Source organism: Phycisphaeraceae bacterium, from assembly GCA_019636655.1.
Taxonomy (GTDB): Bacteria; Planctomycetota; Phycisphaerae; order Phycisphaerales; family UBA1924; genus JAHBXB01.
In genome coordinates, this window is record JAHBXB010000002.1 from 183,869 (window position 1) to 201,154 (window position 17,286).

Consider the following 17,286-nt stretch of genomic DNA (forward strand, 5'->3'; position numbering starts at 1 on the left):
TGAAGCCCCGGCCCCACCGGGGACGGCAAGGAGTGCGACGGATGTCGGCAAGTACTTCGCGGCTGCGAGTGAAGAAAGACGGCGAGGTGACCCAGATCGAGTTCATCGATCGAAACATCCTCGACGAGGCCAATATCCAGCAGATCGGCGAGGAGATCGCGCGGGTCGTCGACGCGGGCCCGAAACCGCGGCTGCTCATCTCGTTTGCCGGTGTGGACCACCTCTCATCCGCGGCCCTGGGCACGCTGATCACGGTCAACAACCGGATTAAGTCGAAGGAGGGTCAGTTGCGGCTGGCCAACATCGATCCCCAGATCCTCGAGGTCTTCAAGATCACGAAACTCGACAAGCTCTTCCAGATCCACGACAACACCGACCGGGCGATGTCCAGCTTCTCCTGACCCCTCCCCGCGCGCCCCCGGACCGCGACCGGTTGGGGGGAGGCACACCCATGGCACTCCAGGCGGAATGACCATACCGGGCGACAACGTGGACTTGGTCCTGCGCAGCGAACGCGCGGAGATCGACCGCGCCATCGAGAACCTGCTGGGCGTCCTCGAGAGACTGAACTACCCGGATGCCGCTCGGTTCGCCGTGCGTCTCGCGATCGAGGAGGGCCTCGCCAACGCCTTCAACCACGGGCACAAGGCCCTTCCCAAGGACACCCCGGTCCGGCTGGAGTTCAAGGCGACGCCCGCCCAGGTCCACATCTCGATCGAGGACCAGGGCCCCGGCTTCAAACCGGCCGCCGTTCCTGACCCGACGCTCGATGAGAACCTCGAGATCCCGACCGGCCGCGGGTTGCTGCTCATGCGGTCATACATGAGCAAGGTCGACTACAACGACCGGGGCAATCGTGTCTCGATGGTCTACCGCAATCCGGCCCTGGGTTCAGGCAGCGCCGATTGACGCCGGCGCCTCGATACCGTATATTTGCCTATCGTTGCCATCCGAGTATCTCGGCTACTGAATCGCAGTCTCAACAAGGATAGAATGGTTCCAACTGCCTGATCCATCGGTGATTTTGAGGCTCATCCGCTCCATTGAGCCCGGGCTGACGCTGGAGTGAGCACCCATGACCGTCAAACTCCCGATTTACCTCGACCACGCCGCGACGACCCCCTGCGACCCCCGAGTCGTCGAGGCGATGCTCCCGTACTTCACAGAGAAGTTCGGCAACCCCGGCTCCCGCAACCACCGGTTTGGTTGGGAGGGCGAGGAGGGCGTCGACCGGGCCCGCGGGCAGGTCGCCGCGCTGCTCGGAGCGGACGAGAAGGAGATCATCTTCACCTCCGGCTCGACCGAGAGTAACAACCTGGCGATCCGCGGCGGGGCGCTGATGTACGAGAAGGCCCCCGCCGGCAGCGGCCAGCCCCGTGGGCACATCATCTCAGCCGTCCACGAGCACAAGGCCGTGCTCGATCCCTGCAAGCGGCTCGCGAAGGAGGGGTTCGATGTGACGTTCCTTGAGCCCGGGAAGGACGGGATCATCACCGCCGACATGATCAAGGCCGCCCTCCGCGACGACACCATCCTGGTGACGATCATGTGGGCGAACAACGAGATCGGGACGATCAACGAGATCCCGCAGATCGGCGCCCTGTGCCACGAGAAGGGCGTGCTGTTCCACACCGATGCAACCCAGTGGGCGGGCAAGATGCCCGTCAACGTGGAAACCGACAACGTCGACCTGCTCTCGATGTCGAGCCACAAGATCTACGGCCCCAAGGGAGTCGGGGCCCTGTACGTTCGTCGTCGGAAGCCGCGTGTCCGCCTCGCCGCCCTGGTCGATGGCGGGGGTCAGGAGCGCGGCTTCCGCTCCGGCACGCTCAACGTGACCGGAATCGTCGGCCTGGGCAAGGCCTGCGAGATCGCCATGCAGGAGATGGACCGGGACGGCGAGAGGCTGCTGAAGCTCCGGCGCCGGCTCGAGCAGGGCGTGACCTCGCAACTGGACACCACCGCGATCAATGGCCACGCCGATAAGCGGCTGCCGCACATCACCAACATCTCCTTCGGGTTCGTTGAAGGGGAGAGCCTGATGATGGCGGTGAAGGAGATCGCGTGCTCGTCCGGCTCGGCGTGCACCAGCGCCTCGCTGGAGCCGTCGTACGTGCTCAAGAGCCTCGGCGTCGGCGACGACCTCGCCCACTCCTCGCTGCGGCTCTCCCTGGGCAAATGGACGACTGACGAGCAGGTCGACTACACCATCGGCAAGATCGTGTCGGCGGTCCGGAAACTGAGGGAACTCAGCCCGCTGTACGACATGCACAAGGAGGGCATCGACCTGAGCAAGGTCGAGTGGGCCCACCATTAGCAGGACCGCACCCCAGGGTGCGGGGCGAACGAGTGAATCCCGGTGCGGTGCCCGCGGCCGTGCCACCAGCGACGATGAGGTGAGCCATGGCATACGGCGAGAAGATCATCAACCACTACGAGCACCCGCGGAACGTGGGCAACTTCGGCACGCAGGCCGAGGTCAAGGCCCGCAAGGACGTCGGCGTGGGCCTGGTGGGCGCCCCCGAATGCGGCGACGTCATGCAACTGCAGATCAAGGTCAACCAGGAATCTGGGGTGATCGAGGACGCGAAGTTCAAGTGCTTCGGCTGCGGGTCGGCAATCGCCTCCTCCTCCCTTGCGACCGAGTGGCTCAAGGGCCGCACGCTGGACGAAGGCCTGGCGATCAAGAACACCCAGATCGTCGAGGAGTTGTCGCTGCCGCCGGTCAAGATCCACTGCTCGGTCCTCGCCGAGGATGCGATCCGCAGCGCGATCGCCGATTACAAGACCAAGAACGGGCTCGCCTCCGAGCAGCCCCACGCCGCTCAGACGCACTGACGATACCCCCTCGGGCCCGCCCTCGGCGATCGGCAAACCCCCGACCGACCGCGAGCGTACAACCAGTGCCCGGTGACCGATCCCAAGGAGTAGCCGCTCACATGTCCACGAACCACACCGCGACCACGACCGCAGCGCCCGATGTCGACACCGGCGGCGTCTTCCTGACCGAGACCGCCGCGAGGGAGATCCGGTCGATCATCCAGCAGCAGGAACTGGACGCCGACAAGATCCGCCTGCGCGTCGGGGTCAAGGGCGGCGGGTGCTCGGGTTTCTCCTACCTGCTGGACCTCACCGAGACGCAGAAGGATCACGACGAGGTCTTCGAGCGGCACGGCATCAAGGTCATCTGCGACCCCAAGAGCCTGCTCTACCTCTCCGGGACCACCGTCGACTTCAAGGACGAGATCATGGGCCGCGGGTTCGTGTTCCAGAATCCGAATGCGTCGTCGTCGTGCGGCTGCGGGTCGTCCTTCTCGGTCTAAGCCTCCCGCCGACATTGACCCCCGCTTCGTGGGGGACTTGCCACCCACCCGATCGCCGTGCGAATCGCACGACTCCGTCCGGTACCCAAGCGGCGAAAATGCCGCTTTTTTCTTGCATCGGAGGCGTCTCTTACGTAACAATGGGAGGCCTCAGGGGTTACCCGCGAGGTCGGGTCCGCGTGCTCACGTCGAAGTCGGCGGGGGGTGTTCTGGGAACGAGCACGCCGTAGCGCCGCCGCATCCTTCCGCCGCGTGCCCCGCGGCCGACCGGCGCTCCGCCGATCCGGTTCCATGGGGCCACGGAGGGCGCGAGCATGGGCGAAACTTCCATTCCACTCGAGACCAGCCAGGGATACGCCCCGCCGACGGTGACGCAGTTCTCTGTCTTTCTCGAGAACAAGGTCGGCAAGCTCCACGAACTGCTGCGCACCTTCGACAACGCCACCGTCCATATCTGCGCCCTCTCCGTGCACGATGCAACGGACCACGCCGTGGTGCGGCTGATCACCAACAGCGCCGAGGACACCCGCCTGATGCTCACCCGGCACGACCTCGCGTTCACCGAGATCGACGTGCTGGTCGTTGAACTCGGGAAGGAAAAGGGCCTGGCCCGGCTGTGCATGTACCTGCTGGGGGCGGAGCTGAATATCCGGTTTGCCTACCCGCTGATGCTGCGGCCTAACGGGAGCCCGGCGATTGCACTGGCCGTTGACGATCCCGTGCTGGCCGGGCAGATCCTGCGCCGCAAGGAGTTCCGCCTCTACGGCGAGAACGAACTGCCCAAGCACGGCTGACCGGCCCGCGGCGTTATTCGATGCCCTTGGAAGAGAGCCATCGCTCCGCGTCGATCGCGGCCTGGCATCCCATGCCCGCCGCCGTCACCGCCTGGCGGTAGTGCGGATCGGCAACATCGCCCGCCGCGAAGACGCCCTCGATGTTGGTCATGCTGGACCTGGAACCGAGCACCAGGTACCCGCTGTCGTCGAGCGTGAGACCGCTGCCCTTGAGGAACCGGGTCGTCGGGGTATGGCCGATCGCGATGAACAGGCCCTTCACGTCCAGGGTGCTGCGCTCGCTGGTAACGGTGTCCTCCAGCACGACCCCCGAGATGCTCTGGTCGCCGAGAACATCGACGACGACCTTGTTCCACAGCACCTTCGCGTTGGGCTTGCTCAGGAACCGCTGCTGCATGATCTTGCTGGCCCGCAGCGCATCGCGCCGGTGGATCACGTAGACGACCGAGCCGAACTTCGTGAGGTAGGAAGCCTCCTCCATTGCGGTGTCGCCGCCGCCGATGACCGCAAGAGGCTGGCCGCGGAACGCGGGCAGGGCCCCGTCGCAAACGGCGCAGGCGGAGACGCCGCCGCCGGACCGGGCGAGTCGCATCTCGTTCTCGAGGCCGAGCCAGTTCGCCGTAGCCCCGGTCGCGACGACTACGGCGTGGGCGCGAACCGTTTTCTTGCTGCTCGTGGTCAGTTCAAAGGGTCGCTTGGAGAAGTCGCAGGACAGGATGTCCTCGCCCGCAACCCGTGTTCCGAACCGTTCGGCCTGCTTCTGGAAGTCGCCCATCATCTCGGGGCCGGTGATTCCCTTGGGGAAGCCCGGGTAGTTCTCGACTTCCGTGGTCAGCATGAGCTGGCCGCCCGGCAGGATCGGGCCGGGGTCGGACTTGGGGACGCCGATGTAGACCACCGGGTCCAGCTTGGCCCGTGCCGCGTAGATCGCGGCGGTCCAGCCCGCGGGGCCGGACCCGATGATGACCAGTTTCTCAACGCCAGTGCCTGGGGAATGGGTCATGGTTGCATGCTATTCGCGTCGGGGTCTTGTTGTTGGATGCCGGCGGCACCACATCACTCCGCGGCGCCGGCGGCGGCGCGGAGGCTCAACCGGCAGCAGGGCAACAGCGGGCTACTTGAGTTGGCCTTCCTGGATCAGGTGCTGACGCAGCAGCGACAGGTCGGGCGGCCAGATGACGTAGTCACCGGTGGTCAACTCCGACGCGGCGCCGCCGGTAGCGTCCTTGGCCCAGCCACGGTCTCCATCGGGCCCGACGGAGTAGAGAACGAACTCACCCTCGCCCAGTTTGACCGCGAACGGCTTGTACTTCTTGCCGACAAAGACGGTCATCTCGTGGATCTTTCGGCCACCGGCAAGGTCGCGCGAGGGGACAAAGAACTGGAAGTTGCGGCCCTGGGGGTCGAACGGGTCCTTGGCGAGGTCCGGGATGTACACGGGCCGAATGCCGGTCAGGATCGCGGGGAAGGTCCCGTTCTTGATGAAGTAGGCGTACATCGCGAGGGCCTGGCGGCTCCCCTCGAGCTGGACTCGCAGGTCCTTGCGCAGGTTCAGCAGGCGCGGGTATGGCCGGTACACGACCGTAGCGAGGCGCATCGCCGGATTACCGGCGACGAGCTTGCGGTAGTCGCTGTCCGAGGCGATCGTGGGGTCGAACGGGTCGAGGCCCCAGCGGTACTTGAAATCGCCGGCAACCTTTCGGATGTTGGCCAGCGTCTGCGGCTTGGCCGCCGCGACGCGCCGCACGTCCTCCCACCCCGCGGCCTCGGAGAACATCCGCAGCGGACGGTCGCCGACCGACATCTTGGCAAGCGTGGCGGCGAAGATCTCGGGATTCGGCTTGTCGCCGTTGCCGTACACGCGGGCCACGAGCTGCTCGGCGGCGAGCTGGTCCGCGGCGGGGATCCGGATACGGGCGAGGCCAATCGGGCTCGCCGCATCATCGAGCCGCTTGACGACGTCCTGCAGCTTTTCGATCGTGAGCGAGTGCGTCGGGGACTTGAAGTCGCGGTACGCGATGTCGTCCATCAACGTGAACGCGAACGCGAGCAGGTCCATCCCGGTGGCCTTTTCACCGGCCAGTTCGCGGTCTGCGATCTGGCGTGCGAACAGCCCGAGCCGCAGCGCAAGTTCCAGGGCATCACCGGACTTCCCGTCCGCCGCGAGACGGTTGCACTCGACCGCGACGAGGCACGCCATGTTCTTGACGCTCTTGAGGTACCTGAACTCCGCGGCTGCGAGGAGTGGCGGATCACCCAGCTCCGTGTACAGGTCCGCCGCGACAAGGTCGATCGGAACCCCGTCGACGCCGTAGGGCTGGGCGAAGACCATGTGGCCGAGCGAGCTTTCGTTCTTGGTTACGGCGGCGAGGGCCTCAAGCACCGCCTTCTGCTGGGATGCGGTGGCCCAGGCCTGGGCGGCCTCCCATTCGCGGCTCTTTGGGGTGATCAGGGCGGCGGACTCCATGTCCGAGACCGCCGCGGGAGGGGGCTGCATCTTGGCCAGCGCGGGGAGCAGGACCAGGTCGCTCCGCTTCTCGCTGGGGAGCGGCACCGTCCGGCCGCTGAGGTTGACGTAGGTGGCGTAGAGCTTGTTGGCCTGATCTGTGTAGTCGTCGGCCCGAGCCGCGGCGGAGAACATGAATGCCGACGCAACCACAAGGGCGGTCGCCAGGCGGGCCAGGGTTGGAACGCGTGAGATCATCGAGGAGGGCTCCGGTCCCTGCTTTGGGCGCAGGGCCGGGCATCGTAGCCGATTTGGGCCCCTGACGGGCTTCGCGACGGCCTCAAAAAGCACTGAGCCCACCGCGTAATCGCGGCGGGCTCGGTGCGGCGAGAGAGAGTTTGGTTGGACGAACCTAGCCGGCGACGCGGGGGCTTCCCCGGCGGGCTTGCCCGTTGGAGGGCTTCTCGGCCCGGCGGAAGAACCGGCTCGGGCGGTCGTCGTTGATCTGGGCATTGAGCTTCCGGAGGGCCTCATCGGCGATCTGGCGGACTCGCTCGCGCGAGATCCCGATGTCCTGGGCGATCTGCTTGAGCGTGAGCGGCTCCTGGCCATCGAGTCCGAATCGGAGGCGGAGGATGCGGGCCTCCCGCTCGTCGATCGCGTCGAGCAGGCGGCGGATGGTGCGGAGTTCGTCGTCCCGCAGGGCGCAGTCGTCGGAGGTCATGGCGCGATCGTCGGCGAGGATGTCGTCGAGATTGACGACCTTGCCGTCCTCGTCGAGCGGCGCCTGGGAGGGAACGCGGAACGCCTTTACGGCTCGCTTGATGATCCGGAGTTTCTTGAGGGGGAGCTGGGTCTCGTCGGCGAGCTCCTGGAGGGTGGGCGGCCGGCCGAGTTCCTTCTCGAGCTTCTGGCTCGCCTGCTTCCATCTCGCGATGAGTTCGACCATGTAGGCCGGAACGTGGATCGGCTGAACAGCGTTGATCAGCGCCCGCTTGATCGCCTGCTTGATCCACCACGATGCGTACGTGCTGAACCGTGCGCCCTGCGCGGGATCAAAGCCCTCGACCGCGCGGAGCAAACCGACATTGCCCTCCTCAATGAGATCCTGGAGGGCGAGGCCGCGGTTGGAGTAGTTCTTGGCGATCGAGACGACCAGCCGCAGGTTGGCGCGGATCATGCGCTCCCGCGAGGCCGGACAGTTGTCGTTGATGATCGCCCAGCCGAGCGTCTTCTCCTCGTCCGCGGTGAGGAGCGCTGTCTCGTTGATCTGGCGCAGGTACAACTGAAGGCCGGACTGGAGTTCGGCCCTCGGCGAGGACTTGATGCCGGTAACGGAACGCAATGTGTTTCCCTTGCAGAAGGAGCGAGAACCGCCCTCTGAACCCGCGCCACCGGAGTGGGCCCTCCGACGACTGAAAGCGCTTCGCTGACCCGTGCCCGACGGTTGCATCGACCGTGCAACTTTGACCCTTGAGCCGCTTGCATCCTCGCAGAGTTAAGCCGGGGAACTGGGACGTCGGCAACCGGTTACCGGCCACATGTAGCCGATCGCGATCTCGCTGGCCAAAACTCTGGCACTCGGCGCGATCCTCGTCAATGCGATGGTTCTCCTGAGAATCGCGGCAGGTTCCGACGCCGCACGATGCCGGATCCCGTCGGGCTCGCAGACCTCCGATAAACTCCGGCCAAGGGTCCACAGTTCCCCCTTGGTGGCTTGCCCACGGCCGTGTCGCACGTGAGTGCGTGCTAACGAGGGCCCCGTCTCGTATAGTTCAGGAGCATGGGTTGTGGCGAGGCGCCACGCCGGCAGATGGAGTTGATGTGAGCGCTGATCTGAGCAAAATCCTTGGGCGTTGGCCCTATGAGTCCGGGCAGCTCAACGTGCGGTTGATCGAAGGGGATGACGGCGAGCCGCGAATCCAGCTCCGTGTTGATCTGGGCATCCTGCAGATGCGCACCGAGGGGCGGCCCGACGGGCTTCGGCCGATGGGACACGAGTCGCTGCTGGAGTACCACGAACAGCGCCTGGATGAGGTGGTCGCGGGCGAGGGCTCAGCGGCAACGTTTGTCCTGAACGAGGACGAGTGCCGCGAGCTGCGCGAAGAGGCGGTGCAGTACTACCACCGCTACGTCTGCCTGCTGGCGTTGGAGGACTTTGAGGGTGTCATCCGCGACACCACCCGCAACCTGCGCGTGATCGACCTGTGCGTGAAGTACGCGGAGACCGAGGCGGATCGGACGGCGCTGGAGCAGTACCGGCCGTACATCACGATGATGCGGGCGCGGGCGCTCGCCAGCCAGGCCCTGAAGGACAACGAGCCCAAGGCCGCGATCCACGCGATCGACCAGGGCCTCGACGCGCTGAAGTCCTACTTCTCGGACTCCGGCCGCGCGGAGGCGTACGACGAGTCCGCCGAGGTGCGGCACCTGCGAGGGATGCGCGATGCGCTGATCCCCAAGCTGCCGGTGAGCCAGAAGGGGGAGTTGCGTCAGCGGCTGGCGCAGGCCATCGAGGAAGAGAACTACGAACTGGCCGCGATCCTGCGGGACGAACTCAAGATGCTGGACACCGGCGAGGGCCGCGCCTAAGCGTCGGCTGGTCGCCTGATCAGCCGACCGGCCCGGTCGCGGCGGGGAGGGCCCGTCGCTCGGTCAGTTTGCGCAGCACCTGCCGCGCCATCGCCTCGGCGGTCGCGACCTCAGCGACGGTCACCTCATCGGCTCCGACGCCGGTTGCCGCGAACGCGCTGCTGAGGTAACTGGTGCGCACCGCGATGAAGATGTCGGGCTTGGCCGCGCGGATCGACTGGCAGGCGCGGAGCACCGCATCGTCGTCGGGGATCGTGAGCACGACGGCGTCGGCTCGGTCGATCCCCGCGGACTCGAGGACCTCGGGGTTCGAGATGTCGCCGTAGACGATCGAGCGCCCGAGGCTGGTCTGGCGGGCGACGGTCTTGGGGTTGAGCTCGACGACGATGTACGGGATGCCGTCGACTTCAAACCGATCCGCGACGGCGCGTCCGACAATTCCAAACCCAGCGACGATAATGTGGCCGTGCCTGACGGGGGCCGGGGTCTCCGCCGAGGGAGCGGTGTCCTCCGCGGCGGCGGCGTCGGCCGCCTTGGCCCGGAGGCGTTCGCCCGGTTCGCGAAGGGCAACCGAGTTGATCCAGGGCGCGGGCTGAATCCGGGCCAGCCGGGGGATTAGGCGCAGGGCGAGCGTGTGGACCATCGGCGTCGCGATAAGCGAGAGCACGACGACGGCGATCAGCGTCGGCGCGACGTCATCGGGGATGATCCCCTTTGTTCCGGCCGCGGCGAGAACGATGAGGCTGAACTCTCCGGCCTGCGAGAGCAGGGCGCCGGTGAGGAGGGAGACGGGCGCGGTCGCCCCGCCCGCCCAGCAGCAGAAGGCGATCACAAGCGTCTTGATCCCCATGAGAGCCACGAGTCCGATGCCGACGAGCCACCAGTGGCCGAGGATCACGCTGAAGTCCATCTGCAGGCCGACGACGGTGAAGAACACCGCCATGAAGAGGCTCCGCAGCGGCGAGAGCTGGCCGGCGAGCTGATGCTTGAATGACGTCGAGGTGAGCATGAAGCCGGCGAGAAACGAGCCGAGCGCCGGCCCGATCCCCGTGACCGTCGTCAGGACGGCCGCGCCCAGGGCGACAGCCGCGGAGACGACCAGCAGTTCCTCGGAACCGCCGGCGCCCCCGCCGCGGGCCGCTTCCTTGAGCAGGCGCGGCAGGACGTACCGCCCGAAGGCCAGCATCACGGCGATACCGCCGATGGCGAATCCCGCGGCGATGAAGAGTCGGCTGACCTTGCCCAGATCCTCGGTCAGGATGACCTTCTCGGCGACACCCCCCGGCGATCCGCCGGCCCAGACCGCTAGGAGCGGGAGCAACGCGAGGACAACGACCGAGAGCAGGTCCTGAACGATCGCGATGCCGATGCAGAGCCGCCCGTGCACACGGTTGACCTCGCGCCGGGTCTGCAGGATCCCCAGCACGACCGCCGTGGAAGACATGGCGAATGCCATCCCCACCGCCAGCGCAGCCGGAGCGCTGACCCAGAGGGCACTGACCCCCCAGATCGCCGCCATCACCAGCACCGACGACACCACGCCGACAGCGATGATGCTGACCATCCCGGTGCGGATGGCGTCCATGTCCAGGTGCATTCCGATCGTGAACATCAGCAGCAGGATCGCCAGCTCGGACATCTGTGAGATGTTCTCATCGCTGGTAATCAGGGCGAGGGTGCCCGGCCCGATGATCGCCCCTGTGATCAGGTAGCCGGGAATCGTGGACATCCCCAGGCGGCGCAGCAGCATCGTCACCAGGCCCGCGGCGGCAAGGAGGAGGAGCAGGTCGATGACCAGCGACCGTTCGCCACCCGCCGAGGCGCCGTGCTGTGCGATATAGAGAAGGAGTCCCACGGGGCGATGGTAGCGTCAGCGGCCAGTTGCTACACGGACGAAGCCGGCGTCCGCGCCGCATCGGAGTGCCGGCGGACCAGGACCGCGAGCAGGGTCAGATCAGCCGGGGTGATCCCCTCAAGACGACCGGCCTGGCCGAGTGTCTCGGGACGGAACCGGGCGAGAGCGAGGCGGGCTTCGGATCGCAGGTTGATAAAGGTCGAGTAGTCGATGGCTGCCGGGAGCCGCCGGCGCTCCAACTCCTCGTGGCGGCGGACCTCGGCCCGCTGGCGGGCCAGATACGCCTCATAGACGCGGTTGGTGTGGACAGTCAGCAGAGCGCGGTCGCTGAAGGGCCGGCCGGCGATGGGCTCGACGACCGCCGCGAGATCGGTGGGGGTGAATCCCGGGCGCCGGATGGCGTCCGCAAGGCGCTCGCCACCCGGCAAGCGGATCGCCGCGATAGCCCGATCGAGGTCGGCAATCTGGCGCCGGCGCTCGGCGTACAAGCCAGCCCGTGCCCTGCCGAAGGGGGCCGATTCCAGCAGGCCCCACTCGATCGCGAGGCCGGTGAGCCGGTCAGCGGCGTTGTCGGCCCGGAGCAGGAGCCGGTGCTCGGCGCGGCTGGTGAACATCCGGTAGGGCTCGACGGGGGTCTTGGTGACTAGGTCGTCCATGAGCACGCCGATGTACGCCTGGTCGCGGCCGAGGGTGACAAGCGGCTCGGAGCGGGTGAATCGGGCGGCGTTGAGTCCCGCCACGAGACCCTGGCCTGCGGCCTCTTCATAACCGCTGGTGCCGTTGATCTGGCCCGCGAGAAACAGGCCATCGACCGTCTTGGTCATGCCCGTCGCGCCGATCTGGTGCGGGCGGACCATGTCGTACTCAACGGCGTATCCGGGGCGGCAGATCTCAGCCCGCGCGCAGCCGGGCATGGCGCGAACGACCTGCTCCTGGACATCCGCGGGCAGGCTGGTGGAGATGCCGTTGCAGTAGATCCAGTCGTCACTGAGGGACTCGGGCTCGAGGAAGACGTGGTGGCTCTGGCGGTCGGCGAAGCGGACGACCTTGTCCTCGATCGAGGGGCAGTAGCGGGGACCGACGGACTCGATCTGGCCGGAGTACATCGGCGCGCGGTGCAGGTTGGCGCGGATGAGGTCATGGACCCTTTGATTCGTCGCGGTGATGCGGCAGTCGACCTGCTCGAGGACGGGGAACCGGGCGACCGAGGGCGCGACGCGGAGCGTGCCGTCGTCGAGGCCCGTCTCCGCGGCCGTCAGATCGCTGAAGGGGGCTGGCGGCTGGTCCCCCCACTGCGGCTCGAGCGCGTCCCAGTCGATCGTCGATCGCCTCAGGCGCGGCGGGGTGCCGGTCTTGAGTCGGCCGAGTTCGAAACCGAGTCGGCGGAGGGTGTCGGAGATGCCGACAGCCGGGGCCTCACCGAAGCGACCGCCGGGGGTCCGGGAGTCGCCGGTGTGCATGAGGCCGCGCATGAACGTGCCAGTCGTGAGCACCACGGCGCGGGCGGCGAGGACGATGCGCGCCGAGCCGTTGACGACAACCACGACTCCGGTAATGCGGTCCTGCTCGATGATGAACTCGTCCACCGCGCCGCCGATCACCTCGATCTCCGGCCGCGAGGCGATGAAGCCCTGGACGGCGCGGGCGTAGGCGTGCTTGTCGCACTGCGCGCGGGGCCCATGGACGGCCGCGCCCTTGGAGGTGTTGAGGACCTTGAAGTTGATGCCGGTGGCATCGGTGGCGAGCCCCATGACCCCGCCGAGGGCGTCGATCTCTCGGACGATCTGGCCCTTGGCAAGGCCGCCGATGGCGGGGTTGCAGGACATGACGCCGATCTTGGCGGGATCGAGCGTGACGAGGGCGACGGTGGGCGTGCCGCCGCGGGCGGTGTCGACAGGAAGCAGGTTCGCCGCGGCCCACGCGGCCTCGACGCCCGCGTGGCCGCCGCCAATGACGATGACCTGGTAGTCGGTTGGGGGCATGACGGCGGAGTTTAGGTGGGTCAGTGCGCGTTCTTGTGCACGAACCCCCTGAAGAGCGTCAGCACCAGGATCCGCAGGTCGAACCCCAGCGACCAGTGGCGCACGTAGAAGAGGTCGTACTGCAGGCGTTTGCGGAGGCTCGTCTGGCCGCGGAGGCCGTTGACCTGGGCCCAGCCCGTGATGCCGGCCTTGACGTGCTGGCGGAGCATGTAGCCGCGCCAGTCGTCGCGGAACCGCATGATCAGTTCGGGGCGCTCCGGCCGAGGGCCGACCAGGCTCATGTCGCCTTTGAGCACGTTCAGGAACTGCGGCAGTTCGTCGAGGCTCGTACGGCGGAGCCAGCGGCCGATGGGGGTGATCCGGGGGTCGTTGCGCTCGGTCCACTCGGCGGGGGTCTTGACGGGGCGGCCCGCCTCGTCCTCGACGTGGTACATCGTGCGGAACTTGTAGATCTTGAACGTCTCGCCGCCGAGCGTCATGCGGCGCTGCTTGAAGATCACCGGGCCCGGGCCGTTCAGCCTGACGATGATCGCGATCAGCAGCATCACCGGCGAGAACAGGAGCATCGCGGCGAGCGAGCCGAGGATGTCCACGATCCGCTTGCTGACGCCGCCGATACCGTGCGTCGGGCTCTCGCGGTACGAGAGGATCGGCATGCCGTCGAGTTCGCTCACCGACATGCTCTGCGGCAGGTAGCGGGGATTGAGGTCGGGCACGACCCGGACGTCGACGGGGAACCGCTCGAGCCGGGTGAGGACGTTGGTCAGCAGGTTGGACCGCTGCGACGGGAGCGCCACGTACACCGCGTCGGCCTTGTTGGCATCGAGGACCCTCTCCAGGTCGTCAAGGCCGCCCAGCACCGGCCGGTCCAGACAGCGGTCGCGGGACTTCTGGTCCAGGTGCGACAGGAAGTAGGCGACGCGGATACCGGTCCAACTGTTGCGCTGCAGCGTCCGCGCCGTGATCTGGCCCAGGCGGCCCGTACCGATGACCGCGACGTGCCGGAGGTTCCAGCCTCTTCGGCGGAGGACACGCAGCCCGGCGCGGAAACTGACCCGGTGGGCGGCCATCAGCAGCGGCAGCGCCGTCGCGAGCGTTGCAAACTGCACGCGGCCGGCGTCGAACTCGATCCCCATCCACGTCACCGGCTTGGTGAACGGCACGCTGAACACCGACAGGTCGAACAGGTACGCCACGCTCCAGATCACCACGACGCTCACCAGCGAGGCCTTGACTACCTGGATCGCTTCGCTGACCAGTGACCGGTCTCGGCGCGGCCGATAGAGACCCATCGCCCGGACGACCATGATCGTGATCGGCACCGCGTAGAGGACTAGCGCCTGCTTGGGGTAGCTCTCCCAGTTCCGGGGCCACCGGTCCGGCGGAACGATCCAGTGTCTCACCAGCCACGCGATGAAGCAGGCGCACGAGGCGACCAGGCCATCCACGGCCACGAGCAACGCAACGAAGAGTTGGTGCTGCTGCTTGACCAATCCACGTTTCCCGGCGGGCTGGAGGAGCGTTCACGCTCCGGGACACGCCCGCGATCCGCCCCTCCCACCGCACCCGCCCACCCCAGACCCCACCGAACGGCCGCCCCCAGGCCGACGAACCGGCTCCACTGTTCCGATTCCGGCGCGGTTTGTCAACTCCGGAACCGAACGGAACCCCTTGCGCGTCCCAGGGCCTCAGGCCTCCCGGCCGCCGAAATAGGCATCATACATATCGTCGAGCTCGGTCCGAGCTCTTGCGGCATTCGGCTTGGTTACGTGCGTCGCGATGTTGGTCCATGTGTAATGTGCCACACCCGGACTGGCGACCGCCTGGGACTCGAGCCTGAGGTCGTACTCGGCCCGGCGTTTCGAATCTGAGAGCACGGCGTACGCGGCCTGCACCCGCAAGAAGCTGTCCGCCGCGTCGTGCGAGGCGTTGACGTCCGGATGCAGCCTTCGAGCCAGCGATCGGTAGGCCTTCCGAATCTCGGCGAGGGTCGCCGCTCGCTCGATTCCCAAGGTGGTGTAGTGGGTGCCGCCGGTCATGGTGCGGAGGGGCTTGGGGGATCTCACTTGCCTGGCATGTCGGCGGGCGGCGAGCCATTGTCAGATGGCGCTGCCTCCGTCGGATTCTCTACAGAAAGACACTCGATATCGAAGATCAGCGTCGCATCCGGGGGGATGCTGTTCCGGGCGCCGTCCTTGCCATAGGCAAGGTCGGGCGGAACCACGAGCCGCCGACGCTCGCCGACGCCCATGCCCTGCACGCCCGCGTCGAAGCCCTTGATCGGGGTCCCCGGAACCGCCGACCGGAACGGAACGCGCCCCTCCTTGCGGGAGGATTCGACCAGCGTCCCATCCGCGAGCCAGAAGGAGAAGTGGCAGACCAGCGTGCCGCCCGGCGCGAGCCGGGGACCGGCCGGGTCGGCGGGTGGGACAAGGTTGATGATCGTCAGGCCGTCGTCTCGCTTCGTCGCCGCCGCCTCCGGGGTTGTGCGCACAAACGCGATACCCGGGTCAGCCGCGGGACCCCAGACCTGGGTTCCGGACGCATCAAAGCCGCGGTCGCAGATGACCACCCGGCTCGCCCCTGCGCCCCCCCCGCTCCCCCCATCGGTCACCTCCATACGGCTGGTCATTTCGACAGCGCCGGACTTGATCGTCGGGTAGGCGATTCCGGTTGACGCAACGGTCGGGGCACCCGAAGTCTTCGGGGGCGTGATGGCCAGATCGAGGTTTGGGCTAAGGCTGCTCACGGCGATCGGGGGGAACGCCGCGGGCTGGGCCCACATGCCGACGAGGGCGTCCTTGAGCGTCGAGGAGCCGGCGAGGTCAAAGACCCTTAGCGTAGGGACGCCGCGCTTGGTGAACTCCTGCATGATCCCCTGCCGGAACGGCGCCCAGGGGGAATCGGCACGGGCGACCTCGAAGTAGAGGGCGCCGGGGAGGCCCTCGATGGCGACCGGGGCGATGTGCAGCATCAGCGCCGGGTCGTTTCCCTCGGACTTGAAGGAGCCGATCAAGCGCGTCGCCAGGGTCGCGGGCTCGGAACGCCCAGACGCCGGGCGGTCGTCGATTGATGAGGGGCCGACGAGCCGGATCTCCTCCGCTACATCGAGCATGCGGAATGCGAACTCATCGCCCGCGGCCGCAACGACGGACAAACTGACTGCGAGGGCTGCTGCTGCGAACACGGACATTGCACGCTCCGGTGGGCCGCTCATGGCCCCGCGAATCGATGGCGAACCGACTCTGTCAGGGTAGAACCGCCCGGGAGAGCCGGCTCTTCCAGCAAGCGAGAAGGACCGGGATCAGGCCATCTCGGGGTACAACTTCTGGACCACGGCGATCAGGTCCTTGACGTGGCTGATCGACTCGTTCATGAACTTCTGCTCGGTCTCGTCGAGCTTGAAGGTGATGATCTTCTCGACGCCCTTGGCGCCCAGCACGCAGGGGACTCCGACGAACATGCCCTTGCCGCGCTGGCCGGGGGCGGCGCCGAACTCGTCCTCGCAGTAGGCGGCGGAGGCGATGACCCGCTTCTTGTCGCGGACGATCGCCTCGACCATCTCGACCGTGCCCGCAGAGGGGGCGTACCACGCGCTGGTGCCCATGAGTTTGACCACCTCGCCGCCGCCGGCCTTGGCTCTCTCGACGCAGGCGTTGATCTTCTCGGCGCTCAGCAACTGGGAGATCGGGATGCCGTTGACGCTGGTGCGGCTGGGCAGCGGGACCATGTCGTCGCCGTGGCCACCCAGGAGCAGGCCCTGGATGTCCTCGATGCTGACGCCCAGCTCCCACGCCAGGAAGGTCTTGTACCGGGCGACGTCGAGGGCGCCGGCCTGGCCCATTACGCGCGCGGCGGGGAAGCCGGTGACCTTCCACGCGACGTAGACCATGGCGTCCAGCGGGTTGGAGACGACGATGATGATCGCGTTCGGGGCGTACTTCTTGACGTTCTCGGCGACGTTCTTGACGATACCCGCGTTGACCTGCACGAGGTCGTCGCGGCTCATGCCGGGCTTGCGGGGCAGGCCGGCGGTGATCACGACCACGTCGGAATCGGCGATGTCGGCGTAGTCAAAGGTGCCGGTGATGCGGGCGTCGAAGTTCTCGACCGGGCCGCAGCAGGCCAGGTCGAGGGCCTTGCCGCGGGGCATGTGGAGTTCGGGCTTGTCCTTGTTGGGGATGTCCAGCAGGACGACGTCGCCGAGTTCCTTCATGGCGATGGACCGGGCGCACTCGCCGCCGATGTTGCCTGCCCCGATGACGCTGATCTTCGCGCGACGCATGGCCATGAG

At 67.0% G+C, this 17,286-nt stretch carries 16 protein-coding genes; 7 read left to right on the plus strand and 9 right to left on the minus strand.

The genetic code is table 11. From position 1 onward, the window contains the following. Window positions 1–41: 41 nt before the first annotated feature. The 6 genes from KF745_06225 (at window position 42) to KF745_06250 (ending at window position 4,117) form a co-directional block, all read left to right on the plus strand. A complete protein-coding gene (locus KF745_06225) occupies window positions 42–401 on the plus strand; it encodes an STAS domain-containing protein (protein ID MBX3358008.1) in 360 nt (119 codons plus the stop codon). Between the two features lie 67 nt (window positions 402–468). Then, on the plus strand, window positions 469–909 hold the full coding sequence (locus KF745_06230) for an ATP-binding protein (protein MBX3358009.1): 441 nt from the start codon (window positions 469–471) through the stop codon (window positions 907–909). A gap of 166 nt (window positions 910–1,075) precedes the next feature. Beyond that, a complete protein-coding gene (locus tag KF745_06235; protein ID MBX3358010.1) occupies window positions 1,076–2,317 on the plus strand; it encodes an IscS subfamily cysteine desulfurase in 1,242 nt (413 codons plus the stop codon). Window positions 2,318–2,403: 86 nt separating this feature from the next. Beyond that, window positions 2,404–2,838, plus strand: coding sequence for a Fe-S cluster assembly scaffold IscU (iscU, locus tag KF745_06240; GenBank protein ID MBX3358011.1), 435 nt, complete (start codon window positions 2,404–2,406; stop codon window positions 2,836–2,838). A gap of 101 nt (window positions 2,839–2,939) precedes the next feature. Beyond that, window positions 2,940–3,323 carry an iron-sulfur cluster insertion protein ErpA gene (erpA, locus tag KF745_06245; GenBank protein ID MBX3358012.1) on the plus strand — a complete coding sequence of 128 codons (384 nt, stop codon included), beginning with the start codon at window positions 2,940–2,942 and terminating at the stop codon, window positions 3,321–3,323. Between the two features lie 314 nt (window positions 3,324–3,637). Then, window positions 3,638–4,117: a hypothetical protein gene (locus tag KF745_06250; GenBank protein MBX3358013.1), complete on the plus strand. Its 480-nt coding sequence runs from the start codon at window positions 3,638–3,640 to the stop codon at window positions 4,115–4,117. A 13-nt stretch (window positions 4,118–4,130) separates the two neighbouring features. Here KF745_06250 and trxB read toward each other — a convergent pair whose 3' ends face one another. The 3 genes from trxB to KF745_06265 form a co-directional block, all read right to left on the minus strand. Continuing rightward, window positions 4,131–5,120: a thioredoxin-disulfide reductase gene (trxB, locus tag KF745_06255; GenBank protein ID MBX3358014.1), complete on the minus strand. Its 990-nt coding sequence runs from the start codon at window positions 5,118–5,120 to the stop codon at window positions 4,131–4,133. Between the two features lie 111 nt (window positions 5,121–5,231). Beyond that, complete coding sequence (locus KF745_06260; GenBank protein ID MBX3358015.1) at window positions 5,232–6,821, minus strand: hypothetical protein; 1,590 nt, start codon at window positions 6,819–6,821, stop codon at window positions 5,232–5,234. Window positions 6,822–6,975: 154 nt separating this feature from the next. After that, entirely contained in the window at window positions 6,976–8,016 is a 1,041-nt protein-coding gene (locus tag KF745_06265; protein MBX3358016.1) for an RNA polymerase sigma factor RpoD/SigA, read from the minus strand. A 371-nt stretch (window positions 8,017–8,387) separates the two neighbouring features. Here KF745_06265 and KF745_06270 point away from each other — a divergent pair, with 371 nt between their 5' ends. Beyond that, window positions 8,388–9,155, plus strand: a complete 768-nt coding sequence (locus KF745_06270; GenBank protein MBX3358017.1) for a UvrB/UvrC motif-containing protein — start codon at window positions 8,388–8,390, stop codon at window positions 9,153–9,155. A 19-nt stretch (window positions 9,156–9,174) separates the two neighbouring features. Here KF745_06270 and KF745_06275 read toward each other — a convergent pair whose 3' ends face one another. The 6 genes from KF745_06275 to mdh form a co-directional block, all read right to left on the minus strand. After that, the gene (locus tag KF745_06275; protein ID MBX3358018.1) at window positions 9,175–11,010 is read right to left on the minus strand and encodes a cation:proton antiporter; all 1,836 of its coding nucleotides are present in this window, start codon (window positions 11,008–11,010) and stop codon (window positions 9,175–9,177) included. A 29-nt stretch (window positions 11,011–11,039) separates the two neighbouring features. Further along, complete coding sequence (mnmG, locus tag KF745_06280) at window positions 11,040–12,992, minus strand: tRNA uridine-5-carboxymethylaminomethyl(34) synthesis enzyme MnmG (protein ID MBX3358019.1); 1,953 nt, start codon at window positions 12,990–12,992, stop codon at window positions 11,040–11,042. Between the two features lie 20 nt (window positions 12,993–13,012). Then, a complete protein-coding gene (locus KF745_06285; protein MBX3358020.1) occupies window positions 13,013–14,485 on the minus strand; it encodes an undecaprenyl-phosphate glucose phosphotransferase in 1,473 nt (490 codons plus the stop codon). A 195-nt stretch (window positions 14,486–14,680) separates the two neighbouring features. Continuing rightward, on the minus strand, window positions 14,681–15,031 hold the full coding sequence (locus tag KF745_06290) for a J domain-containing protein (GenBank protein MBX3358021.1): 351 nt from the start codon (window positions 15,029–15,031) through the stop codon (window positions 14,681–14,683). A 23-nt stretch (window positions 15,032–15,054) separates the two neighbouring features. Next, window positions 15,055–16,185, minus strand: a complete 1,131-nt coding sequence (locus KF745_06295; protein MBX3358022.1) for an FKBP-type peptidyl-prolyl cis-trans isomerase — start codon at window positions 16,183–16,185, stop codon at window positions 15,055–15,057. 111 nt (window positions 16,186–16,296) lie between these two features. Further along, a complete protein-coding gene (gene mdh / locus KF745_06300; GenBank protein ID MBX3358023.1) occupies window positions 16,297–17,283 on the minus strand; it encodes a malate dehydrogenase in 987 nt (328 codons plus the stop codon). Window positions 17,284–17,286 lie beyond the last annotated feature (3 nt).